The organism is Brevibacterium sp. UBA7493 (assembly GCF_002479565.1).
GTDB classification, from domain to species: domain Bacteria; phylum Actinomycetota; class Actinomycetes; order Actinomycetales; family Brevibacteriaceae; genus Brevibacterium; species Brevibacterium luteolum.
In genome coordinates this window covers 193,464-217,692 of sequence record NZ_DLOD01000003.1, presented here as the reverse complement: position 1 = coordinate 217,692, position 24,229 = coordinate 193,464, and the positions used below count along the sequence as shown (strand labels likewise).

The following is a 24,229-nucleotide window of genomic DNA, read 5'->3' as shown; positions in this document are numbered from 1 at the left end:
CCAAAGGACTGAAACCATGGCAACTCTTTCCATCCGCGACCTGCACGTCAGCGTCCAGACCGAATCCGGCCCCAAGGAGATCCTCAAGGGCGTCGACCTGGAGCTCAACTCCAACGAGACCCACGCGATCATGGGCCCCAACGGCTCGGGCAAGTCGACCCTGGCCTACGCCCTGGCCGGCCACCCGAAGTACGAGATCACCTCCGGCACCGTCACCCTCGACGGAGAGGACATCACCGAGATGTCCCCGGACGAGCGCGCCCGCGCCGGCCTGTTCCTGGCCATGCAGTACCCCGTCGAGGTTCCCGGCGTGACCGTGACGAACTTCCTGCGCTCGGCCAAGACCGCCATCGACGGCGAGGCCCCGAAGCTGCGCACCTGGACCAAGGAGCTCTCCGGCGCGATGAAGGACCTGCGCGTCGACCCGGCGTTCGCCGCCCGCAACGTCAACGAGGGCTTCTCCGGTGGTGAGAAGAAGCGCCACGAGATCCTCCAGATGGAGATGCTCAAGCCGCGCTTCGCGATCCTCGACGAGACCGACTCCGGCCTCGACGTCGACGCCCTGCGCATCGTCTCCGAAGGCGTCAACCGCGCCAAGGAGAAGACCGATGTCGGCATCATGCTCATCACCCACTACACCCGCATCCTGCAGTACATCACCCCGGATCGCGTGCACGTGCTCTACAACGGCCGCGTGGCTGAGTCCGGCGGACCGGAGCTGGCCGAGCGCCTCGAGAACGAGGGCTACGACCGCCTCGCCCTGCAGGACGCCTGATCACCACGCTCACCTCAATGCTCCGCCCTGCTGACATCGACCGCATACGCAACGACTTCCCGATCCTCGATCGGGAAGTCGGCGGGCAGCGGCTGGTGTATCTCGACTCCGGTGCCACCGCGCAGAAGCCGCGCCAGGTCATCGATGCGATCGATGAGTTCTACCAGCGGCGCAACGCCGCGGTGCACCGGGGTGCGCATCAGCTGGCCGTCGAAGCCACTGATGCGTTCGAGGCCGGGCGCGAGGCGGTGGCGGCCTTCGTCGGGGCCGCCGCCGACGAGGTGTGCTGGACGAAGAACGCCACGGAGGCGCTCAACGTCGTCGCCCTCGGCATGGCGCATGCCTCAGCAGGGCTCGGGGGAGCAGAAGCGCAGCGCTTCCGGCTCGGTCCCGGCGACTCGATCGTCGTGACCGAGATGGAGCACCACGCCAATCTCATCCCGTGGCAGCAGACCGCAGCGCTCACCGGCGCCCAGCTGCGCTGGCTGCCGCTGACCGACGACGGCCAGCTCGACCTCACTGAGCTCGACACCATCGTCGATGAGACGACGAAGGTGCTGGCCTTCACCCACGTCTCGAACGTGCTCGGCACCATCAATCCCGTCGAGCGGCTCGTCGAGCGCGCCCGCGCCGTCGGCGCCTACACGGTGCTCGATGCCTGCCAGTCGGTGCCGCACCTGCCGGTCAACCTGCACGACCTCGACGTCGACTTCGCAGCCTTCTCCGGTCACAAGATGCTGGGACCCACCGGCATCGGCGCACTCTACGGCCGCTCTGAGCTGCTCAACGCTCTCCCGCCGGTCATCACCGGCGGCTCGATGATCACGACCGTCGACATGGAATCGGCTGCGTTCATGCCCGCCCCGCAGCGGTTCGAAGCCGGCACCCAGCCGATCGCCGAGATCGTCGGCCTGCATGCCGCAGTCGACTTCCTCGGCTACTACGGCATGGAAGAGCTCGCCGCCCACGAGGCGCAGATCGCCGCCCGGCTCATCGACGGCATTGCCCAGATCCCGGGAATCCGGCGGATCGGCCCGCCAGCTGACGAGGCGAGCATCGCTGCGGTGTCTTTCGACGTCGACGGCGTGCACGCCCACGACGTCGGCCAGGTGCTCGACAGCCGCGGCATCGCCGTGCGCGTCGGCCACCACTGCGCCCAGCCGCTGCACCGCCGCTACGGCCTGACCGCCACTACCCGGGCCAGCGCCTCGGTCTTCACCACGGAGGCCGACTGCGATGCCTTCCTGGCAGCGCTGGCAGAGGTGCGGCCCTTCTTCGGACTGGCATGAGAGAAGCGAGGACACCATGAGCGATCTGCAGCAGCTGTACCAAGAGGTCATTCTCGACCACGCCAAGCGCCGCTGCGGCAATCTGCCGCTGGCCGGCGCACCCGAGAACGGCGACGCACTGTTCGGCTCCTCCCACCAGGTCAACCCGACCTGCGGAGACGAGATCACCGTCGAGGCGCTCTACGACCCTGCCGCCGAGAGCCTGCACATGCGCTGGGACGGCGCCGGCTGCTCGATCTCGATGGCCTCGGCCTCAGTGCTGGCCGAGATGCTCGACGAGCTGGCACCGGACCGGTTCGCCGAGGTGGAAGCCAGCTTCCACGAGCTCATGCACTCCCGTGGGCGCGGGCACGCCGACGAGGATCTCCTCGGCGATGCTGCCGCGTTCGAGGGAGTCTCGAAGTTTCCTGCGCGCATCAAGTGCGCGCTGCTGGCCTGGATGGCATTCAAGGATGCCTTCGTGCAGGCGCAGGCGGCCGCCGAGGGCCGCTGACCCGTATGCTGACAGTACGAGGAGGACACTATGCCTGAAGTGATCGACCAACCGACCAACGCCACACCCGAAGAGGTCATCGACGCGCTCATGGACGTCGTCGACCCGGAGCTCGGCGTCAACATCGTCGACCTGGGACTCGTCTACGGCGCGTCCGTTGAGGACGACGGCACTGCCGTCGTCGAGATGACCCTGACCTCGGCGGCCTGCCCGCTGACCGACGTCATCGAGGACCAGTGCGCCCAGCAGCTCGAGGGCATCGTGCCGGCCTACCGCATCAACTGGGTGTGGATGCCGCCATGGGGCCCCGAGCGCATCACCGAGGACGGCAAGGAGCAGATGCGCGCCCTCGGCTTCAACATCTGAGCCCACCACACGCAAAAGGGGCCGGTGAGCAGTCAGACTGCTCACCGGCCCCCATTTCTGGGCTGATCAGATCCGGCCAGCGGAGAACGTATCGCACGCGGCGGGATCGCCGTCCTCATACCCGCGCATGAACCAGGTCTCGCGCTGTTCGGAGGACCCGTGTGTGAAGTTCTCCGGTGTCACCCGGCCCTGCGCCTTCTCCTGGATCCGGTCATCGCCGACCGCCTCGGCAGCCGAGACCGCCGAGCGGATGTCCGAGGCCGTCAGCGGCTGCAGGTACGGTTCACCAGTCCCGGCGTCCTTCGTCTTCGAGGCATTCGACGCCCACACTCCGGCATAGCAGTCGGCCTGCAGCTCCAGGCGCACCGCCGAAAACTGCGGGCCTGTGTCACCCTGCTGGGCACGGTTGATGTCACCGGTCAGGCGCTGGATGTGGTGGCCGAACTCATGGGCGATGACATACTCCTCAGCCAGCGGACCCTGACCGGCGCCGTACTGGCTGCGCAGCTGGTCGAAGAACCCGACGTCGAAGTAGGCTGTCTCATCAGCCGGGCAGTAGAACGGGCCCATCGCCGAACTGGCCGCGCCGCAGCCGGTCTGCCACGAACCAGACGTCAGTACCACCTCGGGCCGGTGATACCGCACCCCGAGCCGGGAGGCGCCGCCGTCCCAATAGGTGTTGAGCGAATTCACGGTGCCCACGACACGGCACTCGATGTTGCGGTTGGCGTCCTCACCGGTCTGGCACTGCTCGGCCAGTGACTGTCCGCCGTCCTGCTCACCGACCTGCGAGTAGTCGTAACTTGAGCCCTCGCCGAGGCCCTGGTTGATGAAACCGGGGCCGAAGAGAATGACGCCGAGGATGAGCACGGCGATCGAGCCGATGCCACCGCCGACCTTGATGGGACCGCCCATGCCGCCGCCGGAGCGGCGGGAGACCTGGGAGGTGTCGAGCTGACTGCCGGGATTGAAGGTCATGGCAGTAGCATAGTGTGGGCATCGCGCGCCGGGAATAGGCGCTTTCTGGCCTGACCAGCAATTTCGGAAGGACACATACGTGACGATCACTGTCGCCGTCGACGGTTCCGCCCTCGGCAACCCTGGGCCCGCTGGCTGGGCCTGGTACATCGACGACGACTGCTGGGATGCCGGCGGCTGGAAGAAGGCGACGAACAATCGCGGTGAGCTGCAGGCGGTCATCGAGATCCTCAACGCAACTGCGGATGCCGACACGCCGCTGCACATCCTGTGCGACAGCCAGTACGTCATCAACTCGGTGACGAAGTGGATGCCGAACTGGAAGCGCCGCGGCTGGAAGAAGGCCGACGGCAAGGACGTGCAGAACCGCGACCTCATGGAGGCCCTCGACGCCGCGCTGGCTGGCCGGAGTGTCGAGTTCGAATGGGTCAAAGGTCACAGCAACCACACCCTCAACGATGCCGCCGACGAGCGCGCCCGAGCTGCCGCTGCTGCGTATAAAGACGACACGCCCGTGCCCACCGGCCCCGGCTTCACCGGTGCCGCACGTAAGTCACCGGCTGCCCCTGATACTGCGCCTGCCGCTCCCGAGGCGGTGGCCGCCGCGCCTGCGACCGTCCAGGTCTCATGTGAGCTCGAGCGCGATCTCGCTGACCGCATCGTCGCCGCCGCCCGGGCAGCCGAGCGCAGCCCGCAGGACGAACTCGCCCGGCTCATCCGCTCAGGCGCCGAAGCAGCCTACGGAGAGGACACGCGATGATCTCCGTGCACGATCTTGAGGTGATGGTCGGTGCCCGCACGCTCATGACCGAGGTGAGTTTCCGGGTCGACAAGGGCGACCGTGTCGGCCTCGTCGGCCGCAACGGTGCCGGCAAAACCACCCTGACGAAGGTGCTCATGGACGAAGTGCAGCCCAGCGCCGGCACCGTCTCACGCACCGGCACCGTCGGATACCTGCCGCAGGACCCGCGCACCGGCAATCCGAAGGCCACCGCCATCGAACGGATCCTCGCCGCCCGCGAACTCGACGTCATCGCCCGCCGGATGCGCAAAGCCGAAGCGCAGATGTCGGATCCGGACCCCGATGTCATGTCCAAGGCGATTGAGAAGTACCCGCGCATCGAAGCCGAATTCATCGCCGCCGGCGGGTACGCCGCCGAATCGGAGGCGCTGAGCATCGCCGCGAACCTCGGGCTCGAAGAGTCCACCATCCGCCAGGAGCTGCAGACACTCTCGGGCGGTCAGCGCCGCCGCGTCGAACTCGCCCGGATCCTCTTCGAGGCACCGGACACGATGATCCTCGACGAGCCGACCAACCACCTCGACGCCGAATCGGTTGCCTGGCTGCGCGGCTACCTCAAAACGTACTCCGGTGGGCTCATCATCATCTCCCACGACCTCGACCTCATCGACGAAGTCGTCAACACCGTCTTCTTCCTCGACGCCACCCGGCAGTGCATCGACATCTACTCGATGACCTACCAGCAGTACCTCAAGCAGCGCGAAGCCGATGAGCGGCGCCGGCGCCGCGAACGGGCCAATGTCGAGAAGAAAGCCGCGGCACTGTCCGCGCAGGCCGACAAGATGCGAGCCAAGGCCACGAAGGCCGTCGCCGCCCAGCAGATGGCCAAGCGCGCCGAGCGGATGCTCTCGGGTCTGGAGTCCGAACGCCAATCGGAGAAGGTCGCGCATCTGCGCTTCCCGGCACCGACTGCCTGCGGCAGGGTGCCGCTGACGGCTGAGGGACTGTCGAAGAGCTACGGATCGACCGAGGTGTTCACCGGCGTCGACCTGGCCATCGACCGCGGCTCACGGGTCGTCGTGCTCGGCTTCAACGGTGCCGGCAAGACGACCCTGCTGACCCTGCTGGCCGGGCTTGAGAAGCCGGACTCCGGTGAGGTCATCGCCGGCCACGGCCTCAAGCTCGGCTACTACGCCCAGGAGCACGAAACCCTCGATGTCAACAAGACCGTGCTGGAGAACATGGTCGCCCACGCCGATCACCTCGATGACACGGCGGTGCGCAATGTGCTCGGCTCGTTCCTGTTCTCCGGCGACGACGTCTACAAGCCGGCCGGCGTTCTCTCCGGTGGTGAGAAGACCCGCCTGGCGCTGGCCACCCTCGTCGTCTCGAGCGCGAACGTGCTGCTGCTCGATGAGCCGACGAACAACCTCGATCCGGCCAGCCGCGAGGAGATCCTCTCAGCGATCCGCCGCTATGAGGGTGCGATCGTGCTCGTCACCCACGACGTCGGTGCTGTCGAGGCGCTGAATCCCGATCGGGTGCTCCTGCTGCCGGATGGCGATGAGGATCACTGGAGTGCCGACTACCTCGACCTCGTCACCCTCGCCTGAGGCGATCAGAACAGCCGCTCAGAAGCCCTGCTCGTCGAGCAGCGCGTCCTCAGCATCTTCAGCCGAGCCCTGCTTGCGACGCGCTGACACGGTTGTCGCTCCGGCCCGCAGACTGGCGGCTGCTGCGCTGCGGCGGGCAGCAGCTCTGGGCGGGCCGGCGCTGCCATAGCGCGAGGCACGGCCGGCTGGGGTGCTGGCACGCCCGCGGGAACGGCCGGCGGCAATCGTGTCCTTGTCGACGACGACGTACTCCGTGCGCGGAGCCCGGCCAGCCTGCTCGGCGGCTTCGAGATCACGGCTGATGCGCTCCCGGCGAGCGGCGTAGATGACACCGCCGAGAATCATGATCCCGAAGACGATCCACTGGAACGTATACGACAGGTGGGAACCGGGATCGGTGCTCGGCGGAGGCAGGGCTGTCAGGCGCTCAGCCGGGGCCGGGTCCTCGCCTTCGAGCTGGGCATAGGCCCCGGTGTACGGTGCGCTCATGCCCGGCACGATCGCCGGGTCGATGCTGCGGATCGTGTTCTCAGAGGCTGTCTCTCCCGAAGCGTCCTGCGGTGTGCGCAGCCAGCCGGTGATGGTGACTTCCCCAGCTGGGGGAGCAGGCAGGGCTGAGATGTCCGGGGCCTCACCCGTCTGGCCGGTGGGCACCCAGCCGCGCACGACAGCCAGCTCGCCTCCGGCCTCGGTGACCAGCGGCACGAGCACATAGAAACCGGCCTGCCCATCGAGGCTGCGGTTGCGCACGAGGATCGTCGAGGAGGCATCGTAGGTGCCGCGGGTCTCGAAGCGCTTCCAGTCGAGCTCATCGGGCAGTGCGGCATCACGCTGAGGCAGGATCGCTGCCAGCGGTTCGGCCTCGCCGTGGTAGTTCGCATTGATGTGGGCGATCTCAGCGTCGCGGGCCTCACGGCGGTTGTTCTGCCAGTTGGCGAGGAATCCGCAGGCGATCGCAGCGACAACCGCCAAGGCGATGTAGCGCAGCCAGCGGGAGGAGAGGATGAAGCGGTAGGAGCTAGCAGCCATCAGCCAGCCCCTGCTGGGATCTCATCGACCGGCACGTCGTCCTTAAGCAGGCCGCGCAGCTGCAGGTACTCGTGCAGGTAGGTCCGGTGATCATCACAGGCCAACCATACTTTTCGCCTCTCCGGGGTGTGAACCCGGGGGTTGTTCCACAGCATCGCGAAGGCCGCCGGGCGACTGCAGGCCCGGGCAGAGCAGCGCAGCTCACTCACGGGTCTCACCGTCCTCCTCACCGGCAGGCGGAGGAGTACCATCCGCATCGGGTTCGACCACGGTGCCCTCTACAACATCGAGCGCTTCCTCGTCGTCGACCTGCCCGCTGTCATGTGCGGGTGCGGAGGCGCTGCCGGGCGAGACCGTGTATCCGCCGATGACCTCCGCGTCGACGACGTCGGACTCGGCACGCCAGGCGCCTGCCGCCTCGGGACCGGAACCAGCGGCAGCCTCGCTGCGTCCTGCCTGCAGCTCCGGCAGCGGCGGCGCGTCGATCTGCGCCGTCTTCGTCCGGGTGATGTTCTCCTTGCCGGCATTGGCGATCTGCACCGCGATCCACGGGAGGAACACCGCACCGGCCACACACGCCCAGCGCACCCAGCCGGTCGTGACGATGGCCAGGACGAAGCAGGTGATGCGGATGGCCATGGACAGCAGATAGCGGCGGGAGCGGGCGCGGGTGTCGGCTTCGTGAGACTCGTCGGCATCCGTGATGTGCGTGCGTGGTCTCTTCTGTGCCATAGCCTTCCATGACTCGTGCTTTCAGATACAAAAGCCTACCGCCCTATTGTCTCCCAGATACTTAAGGACTTCATCTGTACGTTAGGTTGGAGACATCACACTGCCCGCGCCGTTCCCACGCGGCGATCGCACGAAGAAGGAGCCCCCACACGTGTCTGAATCACGCGTCGTCCTCGTCACCGGCGGCAACCGCGGCATCGGCCGCACCATCGCCGAGGAATTCATCGCCGCAGGCCACAAGGTCGCCGTGACCTCCCGCAACGGCGAGGCGCCCGAGGGTGCGCTGGCCGTTGCCGCCGATGTCACCGACACTGCCTCGATCGACGCGGCCTTCACCAAGGTCGAAGACGAGCTCGGCCCGGTCGAGATCGTCGTCGCCAACGCCGGCATCACCAAGGACAACCTGCTCATGCGCATGGACGACGAGGAGTTCGGTGCCGTCATCGACACCAACCTCACCGGCGCGTTCCGCACCGTCAAGCGCGGCATCACCTCGATGATCCGGGCGAAGTACGGCCGCATCGTCCTCATCTCCTCGGTCTCCGGCCTCCTCGGCGTGGCCGGGCAGGCGAACTACTCGTCCTCGAAGGCCGGCCTGGTCGGCCTGGCCCGCTCGATCACCCGAGAGCTCGGCTCCCGCGGCATCACCGCCAACGTCGTCGCGCCGGGCTTCATCCGCACCGACATGACCGACGAACTGCCGGAGAAGCAGCAGAAGGAATACCTCGCGCAGATCCCGGCCAAGCGGTTCGCCGAGGCCGAGGAGGTCGCTCGCGTGGTGCGCTGGGTCGCCTCCGATGAGGCCGCCTACATCTCCGGGGCCGTCATTCCGGTTGACGGCGGCCTGGGTATGGGACACTGAACAACGGACTGACCACGGCAGCCCGGCGGCAGGACGCGGGCTGCGAGATCTTGAGAAGGATTGGGGAACATGGGAATTCTTGACGGCAAGCGCATTCTCGTCACCGGCGTGCTGACGGAGGCGTCGATCGCCTTCGCCGCCGCCCGCCTGGCACAGGAACAGGGCGCAGAGGTCATCCTGTCGTCGTTCGGACGGCAGATGAAGATCACCTCGATCATCGCCGAACGGCTGCCGAAGCCGGCTGAGGTCATCGAACTCGACGCCACCAACGACGAGGACCTGGCCGCACTGCCCGAGCGCCTCGGCGGCAGCATCGACGGCATCGTCCATGCGATCGCCTTCGCACCGAAGGACGCCCTCGGCGGCGTCTTCCTCGACACCCCGTTCGAGTCGGTCGCCAACGCCATGCAGGTCTCGGCGTTCTCGCTCAAGTCGATCGTGATGGCCGCCAAGCCGGTCATGAACCCCGGCGCCGGCGTCGTCGGCCTGACCTTCGACGCGACCGTCGCATGGCCGGCCTACGACTGGATGGGCGTGTGCAAGGCGGCCCTCGAGTCGACCAGCCGGTACCTCGCCAAGTACCTCGGTGCGGACCAGATCCGCTGCAACCTCGTCTCGGCCGGACCGCTCAAGACCACGGCTGCCAAGTCGATCCCCGGCTTCGACGCCTTCGAAGACGTCTGGGGCGACCGCGCACCGCTCGGTTGGGACCAGACCGACACCGAACCGGCGGGCAAGGCGATCGTCGCACTGCTCTCCGACTGGTTCCCCGCCACCACCGGCGAGATGGTCCACGTCGACGGCGGTCTCCACTCGACCGGCGCCTGATCACACGCTGGCCGGCCGACTGCAACCGGCTCAACGGCAGCGCCCGGAAGGCTCGTGCTCTCCGGGCGCTGTCGCGTGCACAGGCGAGGAGAACTCGCGTACCGTAGGTATCACCTGTTCGTCTGTGAAAGGACACCATGCCGTATCTGGTGATCGGCCGACATGCCAAGGCCGACCGGCCGCCGGTGGACGACTTCGACCGGCCGCTGACCGACGGAGGCTTCGCCGAAGCCGCGCGACTCGGTGAGTTCCTCACCGATTATCCTCTCGACTGCCTCATCAGCTCCGCTGCTCTGCGCACCATGCAGACCGCGCAGGGGGTTGCCGACGCCTTCGCACAGGCCGGCACCCCGCTGGAGGTCCGTGCCGACCGGGCACTCTACGACTCCGACGTCGATGACTGGGTGGAGGTCATCAGCACGATCCCGGCCGATTCGACCGGCGCCTACATCGTCGGGCATGAGCCGACGGTCTCGGAGGTCATCACCGAGCTGTGCGCGGACTTCGAACTGGAGACCAAGTTCCGGCCGTCCTCGATCGCGGTCTTCGATCTTCCGGCCTGGGGAGTGGCCGCCGGCGGCTTCCCGCAGCCGGAGATCCACTGCTTCCGCGACTGAACGGGACCCGGTTCAGTTCATCCGGCCGGTGACCGCTGCCCAGACGGCGTCGAGCCGGCGCACGGACACGGTCGCATCAGCCACCTCGGCCAGGGCCGGTTTGGGGCAGAACGCGATGCCGAGGCCGGCCTGCTGAACCATGAGGGCATCGTTGGCGCCGTCGCCGATCGCCACCGACGCCTCGACCGGCACTCCGGTCTCCTCGCAGAGCAGCCGGAGGAAGCGGCGCTTGAACTTCGCGTCGACGATGCGGCCGTCGACCCTGCCGGTGAGCTTGCCGTTGGAGATATCCAAGGTGTTGGCGGCATAGTCGGTGATCCCGAACTGCTCGGCCAGCGGGGCCAGGATCTGGGTGAAGCCGCCGGAGACCAACCCGACCCGGCCGCCGTTCGACTGCACGAGGCTGACGAGTTCGGCCGCCCCGCCGGTCGGGGTGATGGCTGCTCGGACGTCGTCGAGGACCTTCTCCGGCAGGCCCTTGAGCGTCTTGACGCGGGCGCGCAGGCTGTCCTCGAAGTCGAGTTCGCCGCGCATTGCCTTCTCGGTGACCTTGGCGACTTCCTTCGCCGCCCCGGCCTCGGCGGCCAGCAGATCGATGACCTCGTCTTCGATGAATGTCGAGTCGACGTCCATGACGACGACCTTGGGTGTGGTGCGCGCCAGGGGAGCCGGGACGACAACGACATCAGCGCCGTCGGCGATCTCATGTGCGCGGCTGAGCTGGGCGGGCAGCTGGTCGTCGGTCACAAGCTTGGAGGCAACGGAGAAGGCCGGCTGTGAGCCGCCTGCGACCGTGCGCACGATGCTGATCCTGTGCATGCGCACCAGTCTACGCACGTCACCAGCTCCGCTGTCAGGGAGCCGACCCTTGCCTGGGGGCAGCAGGCTCGGCCGTCACCGCAGTCACCACGTCGACAGCGGCGGCGTGGACGCCGGCCAGTGCGGCACCGAGCTGCGGAGGCTGCACGGCAGCCGGGACGAGCACGCTGCGCATCGCCTCATGGATCTCGAGCGCGGTGATGAGCTGCTGGGCATCGGCCGGGTCGGGTACGAACGTCGCCACCGCCTCGGCGGCGGCCGGTGGGCCGGTGAGCTCGGCCTGCCAGTCCCGCCACTGCCAGTCACCGATCCCAGCCGGCACCTCCGGCAGGGACTCGACGGTCGCCAGCGCCTCCATCGTCGCCTGCCGCAGCTGCCGGGACGCCTCAGCGGAACTGACCGCCCCGAGCCCGGCGGCGCGCACCGGGGCGCACGGGATCACGCGCATCGCCGCCTCAGCGTCGATGACGATGAGCGCGCGTGCCTGACCCGCTGCTTCGGCCACCGCCACCGACTGCGCACCGGCCAGCAGGCGGCGGTGGGCCCGGTCGACCTTCGGGACGGTGATCGGCAGGCTCGGATGGATGAGCACACAGCGGATCCGGTCGATGCCAGCCGCCCGCAGCCGCGGCAGGGTCAGCAGCATCCCAGCCGGCACCTCGGCGCCGGGATCGAGGGCGTCATCGGCGATCAGCAGCGGCACCGGGTGCCCAGATGTGAGGAACGCCTCAGCACAGTCATCAGGGCTCGCCCGCCCGGCCAGCCACGCGCTGGCCGTGAGCGCGAACAGCAGGCTCGGCAGGGTCGCATCGAGTGCGGTGCGGGGGTGAGCGGACATTGTGCACACTGTAGAACATGCCCCTGCAGAGGCGAGGAACGGCAGTGTGTTCTGTACTAAGGTTTGGTCTATGAGCGATGTTCTGGTCCTTGACGATGTCCGTGTCCGCCGTGGGGAGAACCTCCTTCTCGACGGTCTGTCCCTGCACGTGAGCGAAGGGCAGCATTGGACGATCCTCGGCCCCAACGGAGCCGGCAAGACCACCCTGCTCGAACTGGCCTCCGGGCGCATGCACCCCAGCTCGGGCTCTGTCGACATCCTCAGCCACCGCCTCGGGCGCGTCGACGTCTTCGAACTGCGTCCGCGCATCGGGTATGCCTCCCAGCATCTGGCGGCGCGCATGCCCAACTCGGAGAAGGTCATCGACATCATCCTCACCGCCGCCTACGGCGTCCTCGGCCGTTGGACCGAGGCCTATGACGAGGTCGACACCTCCCGGGCCGAGGATCTGCTCGGGGCCTTCGGGATGGAGCGGATGAGCGAGCGTCGCTTCGGCAGCCTGTCCGAAGGTGAGCGCAAGCGCGTGCAGATCGCCCGGGCGCTCATGACCGACCCTGAGCTGCTGCTGCTCGACGAGCCGGCCAGCGGCCTCGACCTGGGCGGGCGCGAGGAGCTGCTCCAGGCGCTGACCGAGATCCTCTCCGCCCGCTACGCCCCGACGACTCTCATGGTCACCCACCATGTCGAGGAGATCCCGCAGGGCATCACGCATGCCCTCCTGCTCAAGGACGGTGACGCGGTGGCCGCCGGGCCGATCGAGGAGACGCTGACGGCGGAGAACCTCTCCGAGACATTCTCGGTCCCTGTGCGCATCGGAGTGGAGGACGGCCGCTACCACGCCCAGGCACGGTACTGAGCCCCGGCATGGAACTGCATCACATCCTGCTGACGCTGCTCGCCGGCGTCGGCGCCGGAGGGATCAATGCGATCGTCGGCTCCGGCACCCTCATCACCTTCCCGGCCCTCGTCGCCTTCGGCGTGCCGCCGGTGACGGCGACGATGAGCAATGCCGTGGGCCTCATCCCCGGCAACATCGCCTCCTCGTTCGGCTATCGCACGGAGCTGGCCGGGCAGAAGAAGCGGATGCTCCAGCTCATCCCCGCCAGCCTGCTCGGCGCGCTCACCGGCGCCTACCTGCTGCTGCACCTGCCGGAGGATGCGTTCATCACGATCGTGCCGGTGCTGCTCGTGCTCGCACTGCTGCTCGTCATCGTCCAGCCGATGCTCCAACGACTGCTGCGCGACCGGGCGATGCGCTCTGCCGAGGAAGCCGTACCGGCACCAGATGATGCGGGGCATACCGGAACGCCGCCGATGTCGATCGGCCGGCATATCGCCGTGTTCATCGCCGTCTACGCCACGGCCGTCTACGGCGGATACTTCGCCGCCGCCCAGGGCATCATCCTCATCGCCCTGCTCGGCATGCTGCTGCCGGAGACCCTGCAGCGCATCAACGGCGCGAAGAACGTCCTGGTCCTGGTCGTCAACACGGTCGCAGCCAGCATCTACGTCATCGTCGGCTTCGACCGCATCAACTGGATGGCCGCCGGTCTCATCGCTGCCGGCTCGCTCATCGGCGGCTACCTCGGAGCGCGGGTGGGCCGGAAGTTCTCACCAGTGCTGCTGCGCAGCGTCATCGTCATCCTCGGCCTGGTGGCGCTGTGGAACATCCTGCAGATGTGAGCCAGAAGCGAGGAACCCCATCATGAACACCCCGCGTAAGGCCGAACCCACCGAAGCTGAGATCCGCGCGCTGGCAGCCGAATGCGGCATCGATGCCGGCCGCCTGCGGTTCTTCGACGATCTCGACGCCCCGGAGCTGGCCGCGTACACGCAGCTGACCGATGTGCGGCTGCGCGCAGCCGCCGAACCCGAATGGGGCATCTATCTGGCCGAGAGCACGAAGATCATCCGCCGCGCCCTGGCCGCCGGGCATCAGCCGCAGTCCTTCCTCATGAGCCGCAGATGGTTCGCCGGCATGACCGACATCCTCACCACCACGGACGGGCCGATCTACATCGGCACCGAAGCACAGATCGAAGAACTCACCGGCTTCCACCTGCACCGCGGGGCGCTGGCCGCGATGGCACGCCCGGCACCGCGCACCGCCACCGAGGTGGTCGCTGAGGTGCTCGACGCGGGTGCGCCCAAGTGCCGGATCGCGGTGTTCGAAGGCCTGGTCGACCACACCAACGTGAGTGGTCGTAAACCTCCGCAGCAGCAGGGAGGGCCGTCAGGATCGAAGCGCCGCTCTCGGATCGCGGTCTTCGACAACATCGTGGACCATACGAATCTTGGGGCCGCGTTCAGATCGGCCGCTGCGATCGGCGTGGACGCGGTGCTCATGACGCCGGACTGCGCGGATCCACTCTACCGCCGAGCGATCCGGGTCTCGATGGGGACGGTCTTTCAGGTCCCGTGGGCACGCATCGGCTCGTGGCCTGCGGACATGGACCGCATCAAGGAGCACGGCTACGTCGTGGCCGGCATGACGCTGGGCGAGGGCGCGGTCACGCTCGACGAGCTGGTCGCGGAAAATCATCCGCATTTGGCGCTGGTCTTCGGCAACGAGGGGCACGGTCTGTCGTCTCAGGTCGAGCGCCGGCTCGACAGGCGCGTGACGATCCCGATGATGCATGGGGTGGACTCGTTGAACGTGGCGGCGTCGGCGGCCGTGGCGTTCTATGCGACGCGGTAGACCTGGTCGGAAATGTCAAAGCTAGCGAAAGGATCCAATCTAGTGCGAGGGGCAGACTTCTTCGGCCCGTGGGAGGGCAATCCGGTCACGTCTTGGGAGAGCGCCCTGAGTGAGATCGAGTCAGTTTTCAAGCGAACGGGGCGGCAGCGCGCCGTCGGTTGGCGCGGACAGGTTGATGCTCGTTGGAGCCTCCACAGCGGGCTGTACAGGAGATTGCTCGACGCGCGATCGGCATCGCAACCGGCACCAGAGGAAGATGATCTGCTTCGAGCGGAAGAGAAGATCGCTCACTTTGTGCGGGGAAACTGGCGTTTCGACCAGATGCCCTATCTGGAGTTGCTGGCGAACCTACAACACTTTAGAGGGCCGACACGGATGCTTGATGTCTCGCTCAGTCCGCTGGTCGCTCTCTGGTTCGCCGTCGAGGAGCAGCATGGCGAGTTGGACAGCGCGGACGGGCGAATCTTCGCATTCGACGTCACGAATCGCCGTGTACAACTGGACGAGAAGTGGAATACGTTCGACATTCCTTGGCGTGAGTCAGGCAGAAACACACGTTGGTGCAGAGATCTGCCATTGCTTTGGAGGCCGCCCTCTTACAATGAACGCATCCCTGCGCAGCAGTCTGGCTTCCTGCTCGCGGGAGTGCCGAAGGTCTACGGCGGTCAGAACGCCCGATACAGGAAGGCCCCCGGTACGTCAGGAGAGTTCTGGCGCATCGATGAGGTGCGACGAGCCACTTCTCTCTCCACCAAGATGGTCGATCGCTCCGGGAAGGCTCTACAACAAGATGCCGAGCCCACACTCACGATTCGGATCGCCGCAGAAGCAAAGGCCGGCATTCGTCGCCGACTCGAACGGGACTACGGGTACAACCCCGCAACTATGTACCCCGACCTGTTCGGCATGGCTGCCGAAGTGCGTCGGGCCGTCGACAGTGCCGCGCTCTTGAAGTAAGCCTCGGGTCGGGTCGCTCCGCTGTGGCCGGACAACTGCGTGCCCCTTTTCGACGACCTCGATGGCGGGCGCGCCGCCCACCGCCCGATGACCGGCAAGTGATACAACGCCGATCACGGTCGAATGCCGAGCCGACGACCCCAAGCTCAGGCGGCCTGTCACCAACTAGTAGTACTCCCGGACGTAGCCGAGGGCTTTCTCGAAGACGTCGTTATCGCGAATCTTGAATTGGACGTAGAGGGTCTTCCGAAGTGCTTGGCGCACCTCTTGGTCGCCGCGGATCGTGGACTGCCACCCCTCGAAGCGGACCCCACGGACGACCTCGTCGATCCGGTTGACGACGTTCTCGACGATGATCGGGGTCTGATCGCCCTTGAGAGCGTCGAACAGCTCGGTCAGTGCCGCCTTGCCCTGCTCTTCGCGGGGCACCTCATCGGCTGCTTTCTCGGCAGCAACGGTGTCGCGGGCGAGTTCGAGAAGCTCTCGGAGGAAGTCGAGGCTGGACTGTTGGATGTCGGCGTAGCGCTCGCGCAGGTCGTTGAGTCGCTGGCCGAGTTCGACGAAGACCGGGTTGTGCAGGTGCCGGGCGATGCGTGCGGTGATCTGCTTCTCGATCTCTTCGGCTGGGATGTCACTGCGTCGCCCGGTCATGAGGTCTTCGATCGTCTGAGCGTCGAGCACGATCGTCTCGGTGTTCTGCGGGATCTCGACGGCGACGTGCTCGTTGATCAGGTCGATTGTCTTGGCTCCGAGCGCGTGCCACACGAGTCGCCCCGTGATGTCTGAGGGGCGGACCGACTCGTAGACGTCCGTGAGCCAGCGGTAGTCGTCGCGATGTTCGCTCAGCATGGGGTCCGGGCTGAGTGCCTCCCACAGTTGCGACACCACGCTGTAGGCGGCTCCGAAGGCGTCCTTCGTGACATCGTCGGCGATCGCGGACTGTGCCTGGACGAGGCCTTCGTACCCGCCGACCGTGCGGTCAACACCGGGGAAGAACGCGAGCGCGGCAGCCATGGCCGGCGCGAACTGAGCCTTCAGTTCCTCGATGTTGGAGACGACCTCCCGGACAGCCTGCTCATCGAAGGAGAGGGATCGGGCGACGTCGTCGAAGATACCAAGGTAGTCGACGATCAGGCCGTGGGTCTTGTCCGGCGGGTACACGCGGTTGGTGCGAGTGATCCCCTGGAGCAGAGTGTGCTCCTTCAGCGGCTTATCGAGGTACTGGCAGTAGAGGATCGGAGCGTCGAACCCGGTCAGCAGCTTCGCCGTCACGATGATGATCTTGAGCGGGTCGGTCGGGTCATTGAACCGCGCGACAATCTGCTCCAGCTCCTCGGCACCTGGGGTCCACCTGGCCCAGTCGGGCGAGTCACCTCGGGTCTTCGACATGACGATGGTCGATGCCTCCGGCCCAAGGTGCTTGTCGAGCTCGTCCTTGTACGCGACGCAGGAGGCTTTGTCATACGCTACGACCTGCGCTTTGAAACCCTGCGGCTCCACTTTGGATTGGAAGTGGGCGGCGATGTCGGCAGCGATCTTCGCGATGCGCGAGGGCGTCTTGATGAGTACCTCGATTGAGGCTGCCTTCTTCGAGAGAGTGATCTTGTCGCTCTCGGACAGGTCGCGATCCGTGGCGAGTTCCTCGAACGCCGCGTCGATGGCCTCCTGGTCGATGTGGATTTCTGAGAGGCGTGGTTCGAAGTGCAACGGAAGGGTCGCGCCGTCGCGGATGGAGTCTTGGAAGGAGTACCGCGATAGGTAGCCGCCCTCGTCCTCGGGTGCACCGAACCATTTGAAGGTGTTGCGGTCGCGCCGATTGATCGGCGTGCCCGTCAGACCGAAGAGGTAGGCGTTGGGCAGGGCCTCACGCATCTTCTGCCCGTAGTCGCCCTCCTGCGAGCGATGAGCCTCGTCGACCATGGCGATGATGTTCTGCCGGGCGTCGAGGACGCCGGGTGCTTCGCCGAACTTGTGGATCGTGGTGATGATGATCTTCCGCGCACCCTGACTGAGTAGCGTCTGGAGCTGCGCCCGGGAGTCGGTGGAGACCAGCCCTGGAACATCGGAGGCGTTGAAGGTGCCCGTGATCTGGGTGTCGAGGTCGATGCGGTCGACCACGATCAGGATCGTCGGGTTCGTGAGCTCGGCCATCGCGCGCAGTTTGAGCGCAGTGAAGACCATGAGCAGTGACTTGCCCGATCCCTGGAAGTGCCAGATCAGGCCCTGCTTGACCTTGCCGAGCAGCACTCGGTCGACGATCAGGTTGGTCGCCTGGAACTGCTGGAACCGTGCGATGATCTTGATCTTGCGGTGGTTCTTGTCAGTCGCGTAGAGGGTGAAGAACCGCAGAAAGTCGAGCACTGCACGAGGAGCAAGGACGCCTTCAACGGCTTCTTGCACTGCTACGAGCCCGATCTTCGCCGGCGCATCCTCATCGGTGGGGTCTTCGCGCCAGGGGCCCCAGAGCTCGACCGGCATGCCGATGGTGCCGTATCGGAAGTCCTTGCCCTCGGTTGCGAAGGAGAAGACGTTGGGCACGAAGAACTGTGGGACGCTCTGCTCGTAGTCATCGTGGACCTGCACTGCACCGTCGATCCAGGTGTAAGCCGGCCGAATCGGCGTCTTCGCCTCACCGACGACGAGGGGCAGCCCGTTGCACCACAGCACGAGATCGAACCGTTTCTCAAGCCGACCCTGCTTGAAGGTCACCTCGGTCGAGACGATCCACTGGTTCGACGAGTCATCGTCGAGATGGTCGAAGTCGATCAGCCGGACCGTGGTGTGCTCGCCATTCGGCCCGAACGGCATCGACTTCTGCCCGGTCAGCCACGCCATGAACTCCTCGTTGGCGACCACCGGATGCGGGCTGTTGCGTGCCGCGATCAGGATCGCACGGAGGTTGTAGATGACCTCATCTGCCTTCGCAGGGTCCGCCTCGATCTCCGGGTTGAAGCGGATGAGCGCGCCCTTGAGCACACCTTCCAGCAGCACCTCGTCGGTACGGCGCGGCAGCTCGTTACCCGGCACGAACTGGACGTCGACGGACTTAACAAGGTCGCGGATGAAGTCGCGCACCGAGTTCGCCTCGTTGAACTGCGCCATCAGTTGCCTCCGAAAATCTCACTCAGGAATGCAGTGCGCAGTGCCTCAAGAGCCGAAACCTCGGTCCGCAATGCATCGAGCGCTTCATCAAATGATGCCGTCTCCTCCAGGATTCGGACCTGATCCTTGAGAGGGGGGACAACGAGTTGATGGGACTTGATGTCCTTGCCGTTGATCTTCCAGATCCCATTCGTCGACTTGGCGTTCTCCAATAGCGATGCATGCACGGCTGCGCTGTTCCACTGTTCGGCCGCGAAGGCCGGCAGCATCCGGTCTGGATTGAATCGAAGGCGGATGAGGAGGTCCGGATAGATGCAGCCCACTGGAAGGTCACCTTTGACCAGGCCTCCACGACCGGTCAGCGAGCGGTTGCCATTACCACGCACGACGAGGAAGTCACTTGGCTGAAGGCGGAACGAGCTCACCGAGTCGGGGTCAACCTCGATCCACTTCACAGAGTCTCCGCCACGCACCCCGCCATCGCGCACGGCGCTGATGCTCAAGGTCGGCACGCCGCGCTGCTCGTCGTTAGCGCGGGCAGACTTCCCGTTCGTCGGCCCCGAGGTAACAAGCTCCGATACGGGCTCTAGAGGCCAGCCGCGCTCCTCCGCACCCGAGGCTAGGCGCTCGGCAAGCATCAATGACTTCGCACCTGACACCTCCATTTCGGAACTCAGCGTGTTGACCCGGTGACGCTCGACGGCCCAGAGGAGGTCAGCGATTCGCTTCTGCTCGTCGAGGGGCGGGAGGTCGAACTCCTGGACTTTGAGGTCGCGCCAGTTCACTGTAGGCGAGAGGGAGCCAACCGAGATAGCGATTGCGCGGTCGAGGAAGTAGTCGCTCGAGAGGAACACCGGGAGGAACTCTGGCGAGACGTAATCCTCCCGGGCGCGAAGCACGAGGGCGTGGGCAGAACAGATGCCGTCGAACTCTGCCAGGGCTACCTTCTTCTGATACGCGCGCCGACGGCCGAATATCACGTCGCCCTTCTGGAAGCGCAGCTTTTGTCCTTCGACGACGTCGGGGCTATCCCAGCGCTGGACGGTCATCACCCCTGAGTCGAGGTGCTCTAGTCCGACATAACGATCGACATCGGCCTCCGCGGGGTTGATCCGCTCGGTTACATTTTGGATCGCGTCGCCGAAGGCAACCCGCTTCCAGTGTGACTTGTCGAGGTTGAGGCTCACGCGGGCACCTCCGCTCTCAGCAGTGCGAGAACGTCAGTAATCGCCTGGTCCGAAACCTGCGCGGTAGTTCGCCACTGCGCCACGGCTTCGCTGACATCGATGTGCTCGCCGGCTTCCTTCGCCGAGTCGCCGCCGACGTACAACGGAATTGCGAGACTGTGGCCTTTCCCGGCGATCTCGTCGAGAGTGGCAACTGCAGTGAACCTGTCCTGTGGCTCGAAGGCGCGATAGGCGTCCAAGATCTTTTGTTGGTGCGACTCGCGGAGGAAGGACTGCGCCTGTTCGCGGGCGACCGCTTTCAGGGCGTTGATGAACAGCACCTTGCCCTCGTGTTCGGCGGGCTTGTTGGCGCGGAGCGTGACCACCACGGCCTCCATGGGGCTGTTATAGAAGAGCCCTGCGCCGAGCCCGAGAACGCACTCGATCAGGTCGGACTTCACCAGAGCTTCACGCAGAGCCACCTCTTCACGCCGGAAGAGCACGCCGTGGGGGAAGAGGATCGCAGCGCGGCCCGTATCGGGATCGAGACTCTTGGCGATGTGCTGGAAGAACGCGTAGTCGGCACGTCCCTGCGGCGGCACGCCCCAGACGTTGCGGCCGTACGGGTCCTTGGCGAACGCAGCGCGGTTCCATGCCTTGATGGAGTAGGGCGGATTGGCCAGCACGACATCGAACGTCTGCAGATGACCCTTGCCGTCGAGAAATGCCGGCCGGCTGAGGGTATCGCCGTGGGCGATGTGGCCGTCGGTAATGCCGTGCAGGAACAGATTCATCCGCGCGATGGCAGAGGTCCCGTAGTTGAGCTCCTGGCCGTAGAGGCGCAGATTCCGCCACTCCTTGCCCTGCCTCTTGAGCTCGGCGGCGGTGGAGATGAGCATGCCGCCCGTGCCGCAGGTGGGGTCGTACACCGACTCACCCGGCTGGGGCTCCAGCATCATCGTCATCAGGTGCACGAGGGTGCGATTGGTGTAGAACTCCTGTGCCGTGTGACCGGAGTCGTCGGCGAACTTCTTGATCAGGTACTCGTACCCGTTGCCGAGCTCGTCCTCGGGCAGGTTCGCGATCGAGAGCGTCTTGGTGGAGAAGTGCTCGATGAGGTCGGCCAGCGTCGAGTCCGGGAGCAGGTCCTTGTTGCCCCAGTCGCCGTCGCCGAAGACGCCGGGGAGTGTGTCGGGGTTGGCCTTCTCGATGGAGCGCATGGCATGCAGCAGAGTCGCACCGATGTTCTGAGTGACAGCACGGATGTCGTCCCAGTGGCAGCCGTCGGGGATGGCGAAGCGGTGGTTCTCCGGAAGGTCGGCGAGCTCCTCGTCGTCGTACACCTCCATCGCGGCGGCGTGCTCCTCGTCGTAGACGTCGGAGATCCGCTTCAAGAAGACTAGCGGGAAGATGTACTGCTTGTAGTCGCCGGCGTCAATCAGGCCACGGAGAACGATCGCCGCGCCCCAGAGGTAGTTCTCCAGCTCACGCTGGGTGATTCGGGTGCTCATACGGACAGCCCCCACTTCGCCAGCTCGGCCTCCAGCGCAGCACGCGTCGTGGTCGCCTCGGCGTGGGCCGTTTCGAGATTCGCGAGAGCGTCCGCGAGCGTGAGCTTCTCGCCGGTGTCAGGTGGGGCGACGTACAACGGAATGTTCAAGTTGTAGTCGTTGCTCTCGATCTCGGCCAGGTCGACGACACGGGAGCGGCCCTCGATTTCGGAGTAGAGCTCATAGACGTCGAGGATCTGCTGGGCGTGCTCGGGTTCGAGGGTGTTCTGGTTGCGTCCGCGCTTGAACAGGTCTTCACCGTTGATGAAGAGCACCTTGCCCTTCTCGTCTGGTTGCTTCTCCTGTCGAAGGATGAGCACACAGGCGGCGAGGCCCGTGCCGTAGAACAGGTTGGGAGCCAACCCGATGACCGCGTCGACGAGGTCTGATTTGAGCACGTGGGTGCGGATCCGCGCCTCAGCGCCCTGCCGGAAGAGTGCCCCCTGGGGCAGGACGACGGCGACACGGCCAGTCTTCGGTTTCGCCGAGGTGAGCATGTGCTGGACCCAGGCCCAGTCGGCGTACCCCTTCGGCGGGACTCCACCAAGTGCGTTCCGTCCCCACTTGTCGGTCGCCCACTCGGGCTCGCCCCAGTTCTTGAGCGAGAACGGCGGGTTGGCCACGACGCAGTCGAACTGCGCGAGGTTGTTGCCCGTGTAGAAGGCGGGGCTGCGCAACGTGTCCTCGCGGACGATCTTGAAGTCCTCGACGCCGTGGAGCAGCAGGTTCATCCGTGCGATCGCGGAGGTGGCGAGCACCTTCTCCTGGCCGTAGAGCTTGCCCCACAGGGTCTTGGGGCTGCCGCCGGCATCTTTCACGTGCTCGATGACCTCGATCAGCATGCCGCCGGTGCCGCAAGCCGGGTCGTAGACCGTCTCGCCCTCGGTGGGATCGAGGATGTTGACGAGCAGACCGACCACCGAGCGCGGCGTGTAGTACTCACCGGCCTTCTTGTTCGACTGGTCGGCGAACCGCTTGATGAGGTACTCGTACGCGTTGCCGAACACGTCGGGCGGCACAGCGGCGTTGGTCAGCGCCTTGCTCGAGAAATGCTCGATGAGATCGGCGAGCTTGCGATCGGGCAGCTTGTCCTTGTTGGTCCAGCTTGCGTTGCCGAAGATGCCGTAGAGGGTCTCTGGGTTGGCCTTTTCGATCTCGCGGAACGCGGTCTGCAGCGCGGTGCCGATGTTCTCCGTGTGGCTGCGCACATCACCCCACAGGCTGCCCTCGGGGATCACGAAGCGGTGGTTCTCCGCAAACAGGGCGAACTCGTGGTCGCCCCCGGACTCGTCCAGCGCTTGGGCGTACTCCTCGAGGTAGACGTCGCTAATCCGCTTGAAGAACATCAGCGGAAAGATGTACGCCTTGAAGTCGGCCTGGTCGATACTGCCGCGTAGCAGGTCAGCCGCTGTGGCAAGGTACTGCTCAAGCTCCGCCAGCGTCAGCGGATCGCTCCCACCGTGGGGTGGCAATGCCCGCGCTGCCGCGCGTGCCTCATCCTCGGTCATCCGTCTCCTAGCTATTGCTCCACCACGCGACAAAGGCGCTACCGACTCAGCTCATGGCCGAGGGGACAACGTCCCCTGACTAGGCCCTAGTTGCGTCAGCACGCGGTGGGTGGTTCCGATCGACACGCCAGCGCTTTCGGCGATGCTACGCAACGACTCGCCTCGATCTCTCCTCATCCTAATCTCGAGCTGCGTCTCGTCACTAATGGTGCGTGGTCGACCGTGGCTGACTCCTTGTTCCCGCGCTGCTTGGATGCCGGCCTGGATTCGGGAGCTTTGGAGCTCTCGACGGAGTTGCCGGAGCTCGCGGATGTCAGGGAGGAGTTCCGAGTCTCCGTTGTGCTCGCCCGCGGCGAGGCCCTTGAGGACCTTCACTGTGACCCCTCGGTCAACCAGGTCCAGTAGTGTCTCGAGCCCGTCGACCATGCTCGTGCTCAGGCTTCGTGCGTGGGTCGCGGTAAGCACATCTCCGTCGCCGACCTCCGACATAGCAGCGAGGAGCCCGGGGCGGTTATTGATCAGGCGTCGACGCGATGCTGTCTCCTCGAAGAGACGCGAGCAGATCGGCTCGAGTGCTTGCCGTTGCAACCTCGCGTCCTGAGGGTCTGTCCCGACCCGAACGAGTCCGATGAGCGCCATCAGGCCAGGCTCAGGTCGCCGCTGCGCAGTCCCAGCATGGCAGTGTGTGGGGGCATAGGGTTTATTGAACACTCCTAGCCGGCTGACAATTATGAACGAGTGGCCGTATTTACCTTCTGACCTGCGGAAACGCAATGCTCAGTTCATCGGCGTGTCGACCGGAAGGAACTGAGCTCACGGGTCCGAAACGCTCCAGAACACTCTGTGACTGCATCCAACGTCGGGGCCGCGTTCCGGTCAGCTGCGGCGCTCGGGGTCGATGCCGTGCTGGTGACACCGGAGTGTGCTGATCCGCTGTACCGCCGGTCGATCCGCGTGTCGATGGGCACGGTCTTCCAGATCCCCTGGACGCGCATCGACCCGTGGCCGGCCGGCATCGACCTGCTCAAAGACTCCGGCTTCTACGTCGCCGGCATGTCACTGGGCGAGGGTGCCATCACCCTCGATGAGCTCGTGGCTGCCGAGCATCAACGGCTGGCGCTGGTCTTCGGCACCGAAGGCGATGACCTCAAGCGCGGCACCGACCGCCGCCTCGATGCACGGGTGACGATCCCGATGATGCACGGCGTGGACTCGCTCAATGTCGCGGCCAGTTCAGCCGTGGCGTTCTACGCGACGAAGTGACATC

Annotated in this window: 23 protein-coding genes and 1 pseudogene; 14 read left to right on the top strand and 10 right to left on the bottom strand. The window is 65.7% G+C overall.

The window, feature by feature from the left end; translation table 11 throughout:
- Positions 1-16: 16 nt before the first annotated feature.
- From sufC to B4E96_RS02335, 4 genes are read left to right on the top strand one after another with little or no spacing between them, the layout of a single operon-like run.
- A complete protein-coding gene (gene sufC, locus B4E96_RS02350; RefSeq protein ID WP_102160200.1) occupies positions 17-775 on the top strand; it encodes a Fe-S cluster assembly ATPase SufC in 759 nt (252 codons plus the stop codon).
- Positions 776-792: 17 nt separating this feature from the next.
- On the top strand, positions 793-2,064 hold the full coding sequence (locus B4E96_RS02345) for a SufS family cysteine desulfurase (RefSeq protein WP_286956265.1): 1,272 nt from the start codon (positions 793-795) through the stop codon (positions 2,062-2,064).
- Between the two features lie 16 nt (positions 2,065-2,080).
- Entirely contained in the window at positions 2,081-2,557 is a 477-nt protein-coding gene (gene sufU, locus B4E96_RS02340) for a Fe-S cluster assembly sulfur transfer protein SufU (RefSeq protein WP_259856061.1), read from the top strand.
- A gap of 30 nt (positions 2,558-2,587) precedes the next feature.
- Positions 2,588-2,923 (top strand): metal-sulfur cluster assembly factor, encoded by a 336-nt coding sequence (locus tag B4E96_RS02335; protein WP_102160193.1) that lies wholly within the window; start codon positions 2,588-2,590, stop codon positions 2,921-2,923.
- Between the two features lie 66 nt (positions 2,924-2,989).
- Here B4E96_RS02335 and ypfJ read toward each other — a convergent pair whose 3' ends face one another.
- Positions 2,990-3,901, bottom strand: coding sequence for a KPN_02809 family neutral zinc metallopeptidase (gene ypfJ / locus B4E96_RS02330; protein WP_286956264.1), 912 nt, complete (start codon positions 3,899-3,901; stop codon positions 2,990-2,992).
- 79 nt (positions 3,902-3,980) lie between these two features.
- On the opposite strand from ypfJ, the gene B4E96_RS13310 reads away from it, so the two are divergent.
- Positions 3,981-4,661 (top strand): ribonuclease H family protein, encoded by a 681-nt coding sequence (locus tag B4E96_RS13310; RefSeq protein ID WP_102160189.1) that lies wholly within the window; start codon positions 3,981-3,983, stop codon positions 4,659-4,661.
- Complete coding sequence (locus tag B4E96_RS02320) at positions 4,658-6,256, top strand: ABC-F family ATP-binding cassette domain-containing protein (protein WP_102160187.1); 1,599 nt, start codon at positions 4,658-4,660, stop codon at positions 6,254-6,256. Before B4E96_RS13310 ends, B4E96_RS02320 begins: the two co-directional genes overlap by 4 nt.
- An 18-nt stretch (positions 6,257-6,274) precedes the next feature.
- Here B4E96_RS02320 and B4E96_RS02315 read toward each other — a convergent pair whose 3' ends face one another.
- Entirely contained in the window at positions 6,275-7,285 is a 1,011-nt protein-coding gene (locus tag B4E96_RS02315; protein ID WP_286956262.1) for an SURF1 family protein, read from the bottom strand.
- Positions 7,286-7,486: 201 nt separating this feature from the next.
- Positions 7,487-8,017, bottom strand: a complete 531-nt coding sequence (locus B4E96_RS02305; protein ID WP_286956261.1) for a DUF3099 domain-containing protein — start codon at positions 8,015-8,017, stop codon at positions 7,487-7,489.
- 151 nt (positions 8,018-8,168) lie between these two features.
- Here B4E96_RS02305 and B4E96_RS02300 point away from each other — a divergent pair, with 151 nt between their 5' ends.
- The 3 genes from B4E96_RS02300 (at position 8,169) to B4E96_RS02290 (ending at position 10,324) form a co-directional block, all read left to right on the top strand.
- Complete coding sequence (locus B4E96_RS02300; protein ID WP_175294761.1) at positions 8,169-8,879, top strand: beta-ketoacyl-ACP reductase; 711 nt, start codon at positions 8,169-8,171, stop codon at positions 8,877-8,879.
- A 69-nt stretch (positions 8,880-8,948) separates the two neighbouring features.
- Positions 8,949-9,707 (top strand): enoyl-ACP reductase FabI, encoded by a 759-nt coding sequence (gene fabI, locus B4E96_RS02295; protein ID WP_175294760.1) that lies wholly within the window; start codon positions 8,949-8,951, stop codon positions 9,705-9,707.
- A 137-nt stretch (positions 9,708-9,844) separates the two neighbouring features.
- The gene (locus B4E96_RS02290) at positions 9,845-10,324 is read left to right on the top strand and encodes a SixA phosphatase family protein (protein ID WP_175294759.1); all 480 of its coding nucleotides are present in this window, start codon (positions 9,845-9,847) and stop codon (positions 10,322-10,324) included.
- A 12-nt stretch (positions 10,325-10,336) separates the two neighbouring features.
- On the opposite strand, the gene serB is transcribed toward B4E96_RS02290, so the two are convergent.
- Positions 10,337-11,143, bottom strand: coding sequence for a phosphoserine phosphatase SerB (gene serB, locus B4E96_RS02285; protein WP_286956257.1), 807 nt, complete (start codon positions 11,141-11,143; stop codon positions 10,337-10,339).
- Positions 11,144-11,177: 34 nt separating this feature from the next.
- On the bottom strand, positions 11,178-11,981 hold the full coding sequence (locus B4E96_RS02280; protein WP_286956256.1) for a hypothetical protein: 804 nt from the start codon (positions 11,979-11,981) through the stop codon (positions 11,178-11,180).
- Between the two features lie 70 nt (positions 11,982-12,051).
- Here B4E96_RS02280 and B4E96_RS02275 point away from each other — a divergent pair, with 70 nt between their 5' ends.
- The 4 genes from B4E96_RS02275 to B4E96_RS02260 are packed head-to-tail and all read left to right on the top strand — an operon-like array spanning position 12,052 to position 15,636.
- Positions 12,052-12,837: an ABC transporter ATP-binding protein gene (locus B4E96_RS02275; protein WP_286956255.1), complete on the top strand. Its 786-nt coding sequence runs from the start codon at positions 12,052-12,054 to the stop codon at positions 12,835-12,837.
- 8 nt (positions 12,838-12,845) lie between these two features.
- On the top strand, positions 12,846-13,664 hold the full coding sequence (locus B4E96_RS02270; RefSeq protein ID WP_286956253.1) for a sulfite exporter TauE/SafE family protein: 819 nt from the start codon (positions 12,846-12,848) through the stop codon (positions 13,662-13,664).
- Positions 13,665-13,686: 22 nt separating this feature from the next.
- Positions 13,687-14,679: a TrmH family RNA methyltransferase gene (locus tag B4E96_RS02265; protein WP_286956252.1), complete on the top strand. Its 993-nt coding sequence runs from the start codon at positions 13,687-13,689 to the stop codon at positions 14,677-14,679.
- Between the two features lie 42 nt (positions 14,680-14,721).
- A complete protein-coding gene (locus B4E96_RS02260) occupies positions 14,722-15,636 on the top strand; it encodes an FRG domain-containing protein (RefSeq protein ID WP_286956251.1) in 915 nt (304 codons plus the stop codon).
- 165 nt (positions 15,637-15,801) lie between these two features.
- Here B4E96_RS02260 and B4E96_RS02255 read toward each other — a convergent pair whose 3' ends face one another.
- The 5 genes from B4E96_RS02255 to B4E96_RS13350 are packed head-to-tail and all read right to left on the bottom strand — an operon-like array spanning position 15,802 to position 23,601.
- Entirely contained in the window at positions 15,802-18,738 is a 2,937-nt protein-coding gene (locus tag B4E96_RS02255) for a type I restriction endonuclease subunit R (protein WP_286956250.1), read from the bottom strand.
- Entirely contained in the window at positions 18,738-19,925 is a 1,188-nt protein-coding gene (locus B4E96_RS02250) for a restriction endonuclease subunit S (protein ID WP_180964672.1), read from the bottom strand. Before B4E96_RS02250 ends, B4E96_RS02255 begins: the two co-directional genes overlap by 1 nt.
- Positions 19,922-21,415, bottom strand: coding sequence for a type I restriction-modification system subunit M (locus B4E96_RS02245; RefSeq protein ID WP_286956249.1), 1,494 nt, complete (start codon positions 21,413-21,415; stop codon positions 19,922-19,924). The genes B4E96_RS02250 and B4E96_RS02245 overlap by 4 nt, the downstream gene beginning before the upstream one ends.
- Positions 21,412-22,962: a type I restriction-modification system subunit M gene (locus tag B4E96_RS02240; protein ID WP_286956248.1), complete on the bottom strand. Its 1,551-nt coding sequence runs from the start codon at positions 22,960-22,962 to the stop codon at positions 21,412-21,414. Before B4E96_RS02240 ends, B4E96_RS02245 begins: the two co-directional genes overlap by 4 nt.
- Positions 22,963-23,013: 51 nt before the next feature.
- Positions 23,014-23,601 (bottom strand): recombinase family protein, encoded by a 588-nt coding sequence (locus B4E96_RS13350; RefSeq protein WP_102160157.1) that lies wholly within the window; start codon positions 23,599-23,601, stop codon positions 23,014-23,016.
- A gap of 210 nt (positions 23,602-23,811) precedes the next feature.
- Between B4E96_RS13350 and B4E96_RS02230 the strand changes: the two are divergent.
- Positions 23,812-24,225: pseudogene (locus B4E96_RS02230) on the top strand (TrmH family RNA methyltransferase); the annotation flags it as partial.
- Positions 24,226-24,229: the final 4 nt, after the last annotated feature.

Bases quoted from the DNA above. Each gene is read 5' to 3' on its own strand.
- ypfJ (WP_286956264.1), bottom strand. From the start codon at position 3,901: ATGACCTTCAATCCCGGCAGTCAGCTCGACACCTCCCAGGTCTCCCGC.
- serB (WP_286956257.1), bottom strand. From the start codon at position 11,143: ATGCACAGGATCAGCATCGTGCGCACGGTCGCAGGCGGCTCACAGCCG.
- B4E96_RS02335 (WP_102160193.1), top strand. From the start codon at position 2,588: ATGCCTGAAGTGATCGACCAACCGACCAACGCCACACCCGAAGAGGTC.
- B4E96_RS02240 (WP_286956248.1), bottom strand. From the start codon at position 22,962: ATGACCGAGGATGAGGCACGCGCGGCAGCGCGGGCATTGCCACCCCAC.
- B4E96_RS02265 (WP_286956252.1), top strand. From the start codon at position 13,687: ATGAACACCCCGCGTAAGGCCGAACCCACCGAAGCTGAGATCCGCGCG.
- B4E96_RS02290 (WP_175294759.1), top strand. From the start codon at position 9,845: ATGCCGTATCTGGTGATCGGCCGACATGCCAAGGCCGACCGGCCGCCG.
- fabI (WP_175294760.1), top strand. From the start codon at position 8,949: ATGGGAATTCTTGACGGCAAGCGCATTCTCGTCACCGGCGTGCTGACG.
- B4E96_RS13350 (WP_102160157.1), bottom strand. From the start codon at position 23,601: ATGGCGCTCATCGGACTCGTTCGGGTCGGGACAGACCCTCAGGACGCG.
- B4E96_RS02270 (WP_286956253.1), top strand. From the start codon at position 12,846: ATGGAACTGCATCACATCCTGCTGACGCTGCTCGCCGGCGTCGGCGCC.
- sufC (WP_102160200.1), top strand. From the start codon at position 17: ATGGCAACTCTTTCCATCCGCGACCTGCACGTCAGCGTCCAGACCGAA.
- B4E96_RS02280 (WP_286956256.1), bottom strand. From the start codon at position 11,981: ATGTCCGCTCACCCCCGCACCGCACTCGATGCGACCCTGCCGAGCCTG.
- B4E96_RS02275 (WP_286956255.1), top strand. From the start codon at position 12,052: ATGAGCGATGTTCTGGTCCTTGACGATGTCCGTGTCCGCCGTGGGGAG.
- B4E96_RS02255 (WP_286956250.1), bottom strand. From the start codon at position 18,738: ATGGCGCAGTTCAACGAGGCGAACTCGGTGCGCGACTTCATCCGCGAC.
- B4E96_RS02320 (WP_102160187.1), top strand. From the start codon at position 4,658: ATGATCTCCGTGCACGATCTTGAGGTGATGGTCGGTGCCCGCACGCTC.
- sufU (WP_259856061.1), top strand. From the start codon at position 2,081: ATGAGCGATCTGCAGCAGCTGTACCAAGAGGTCATTCTCGACCACGCC.
- B4E96_RS02315 (WP_286956262.1), bottom strand. From the start codon at position 7,285: ATGGCTGCTAGCTCCTACCGCTTCATCCTCTCCTCCCGCTGGCTGCGC.
- B4E96_RS02305 (WP_286956261.1), bottom strand. From the start codon at position 8,017: ATGGCACAGAAGAGACCACGCACGCACATCACGGATGCCGACGAGTCT.
- B4E96_RS02245 (WP_286956249.1), bottom strand. From the start codon at position 21,415: ATGAGCACCCGAATCACCCAGCGTGAGCTGGAGAACTACCTCTGGGGC.
- B4E96_RS02345 (WP_286956265.1), top strand. From the start codon at position 793: ATGCTCCGCCCTGCTGACATCGACCGCATACGCAACGACTTCCCGATC.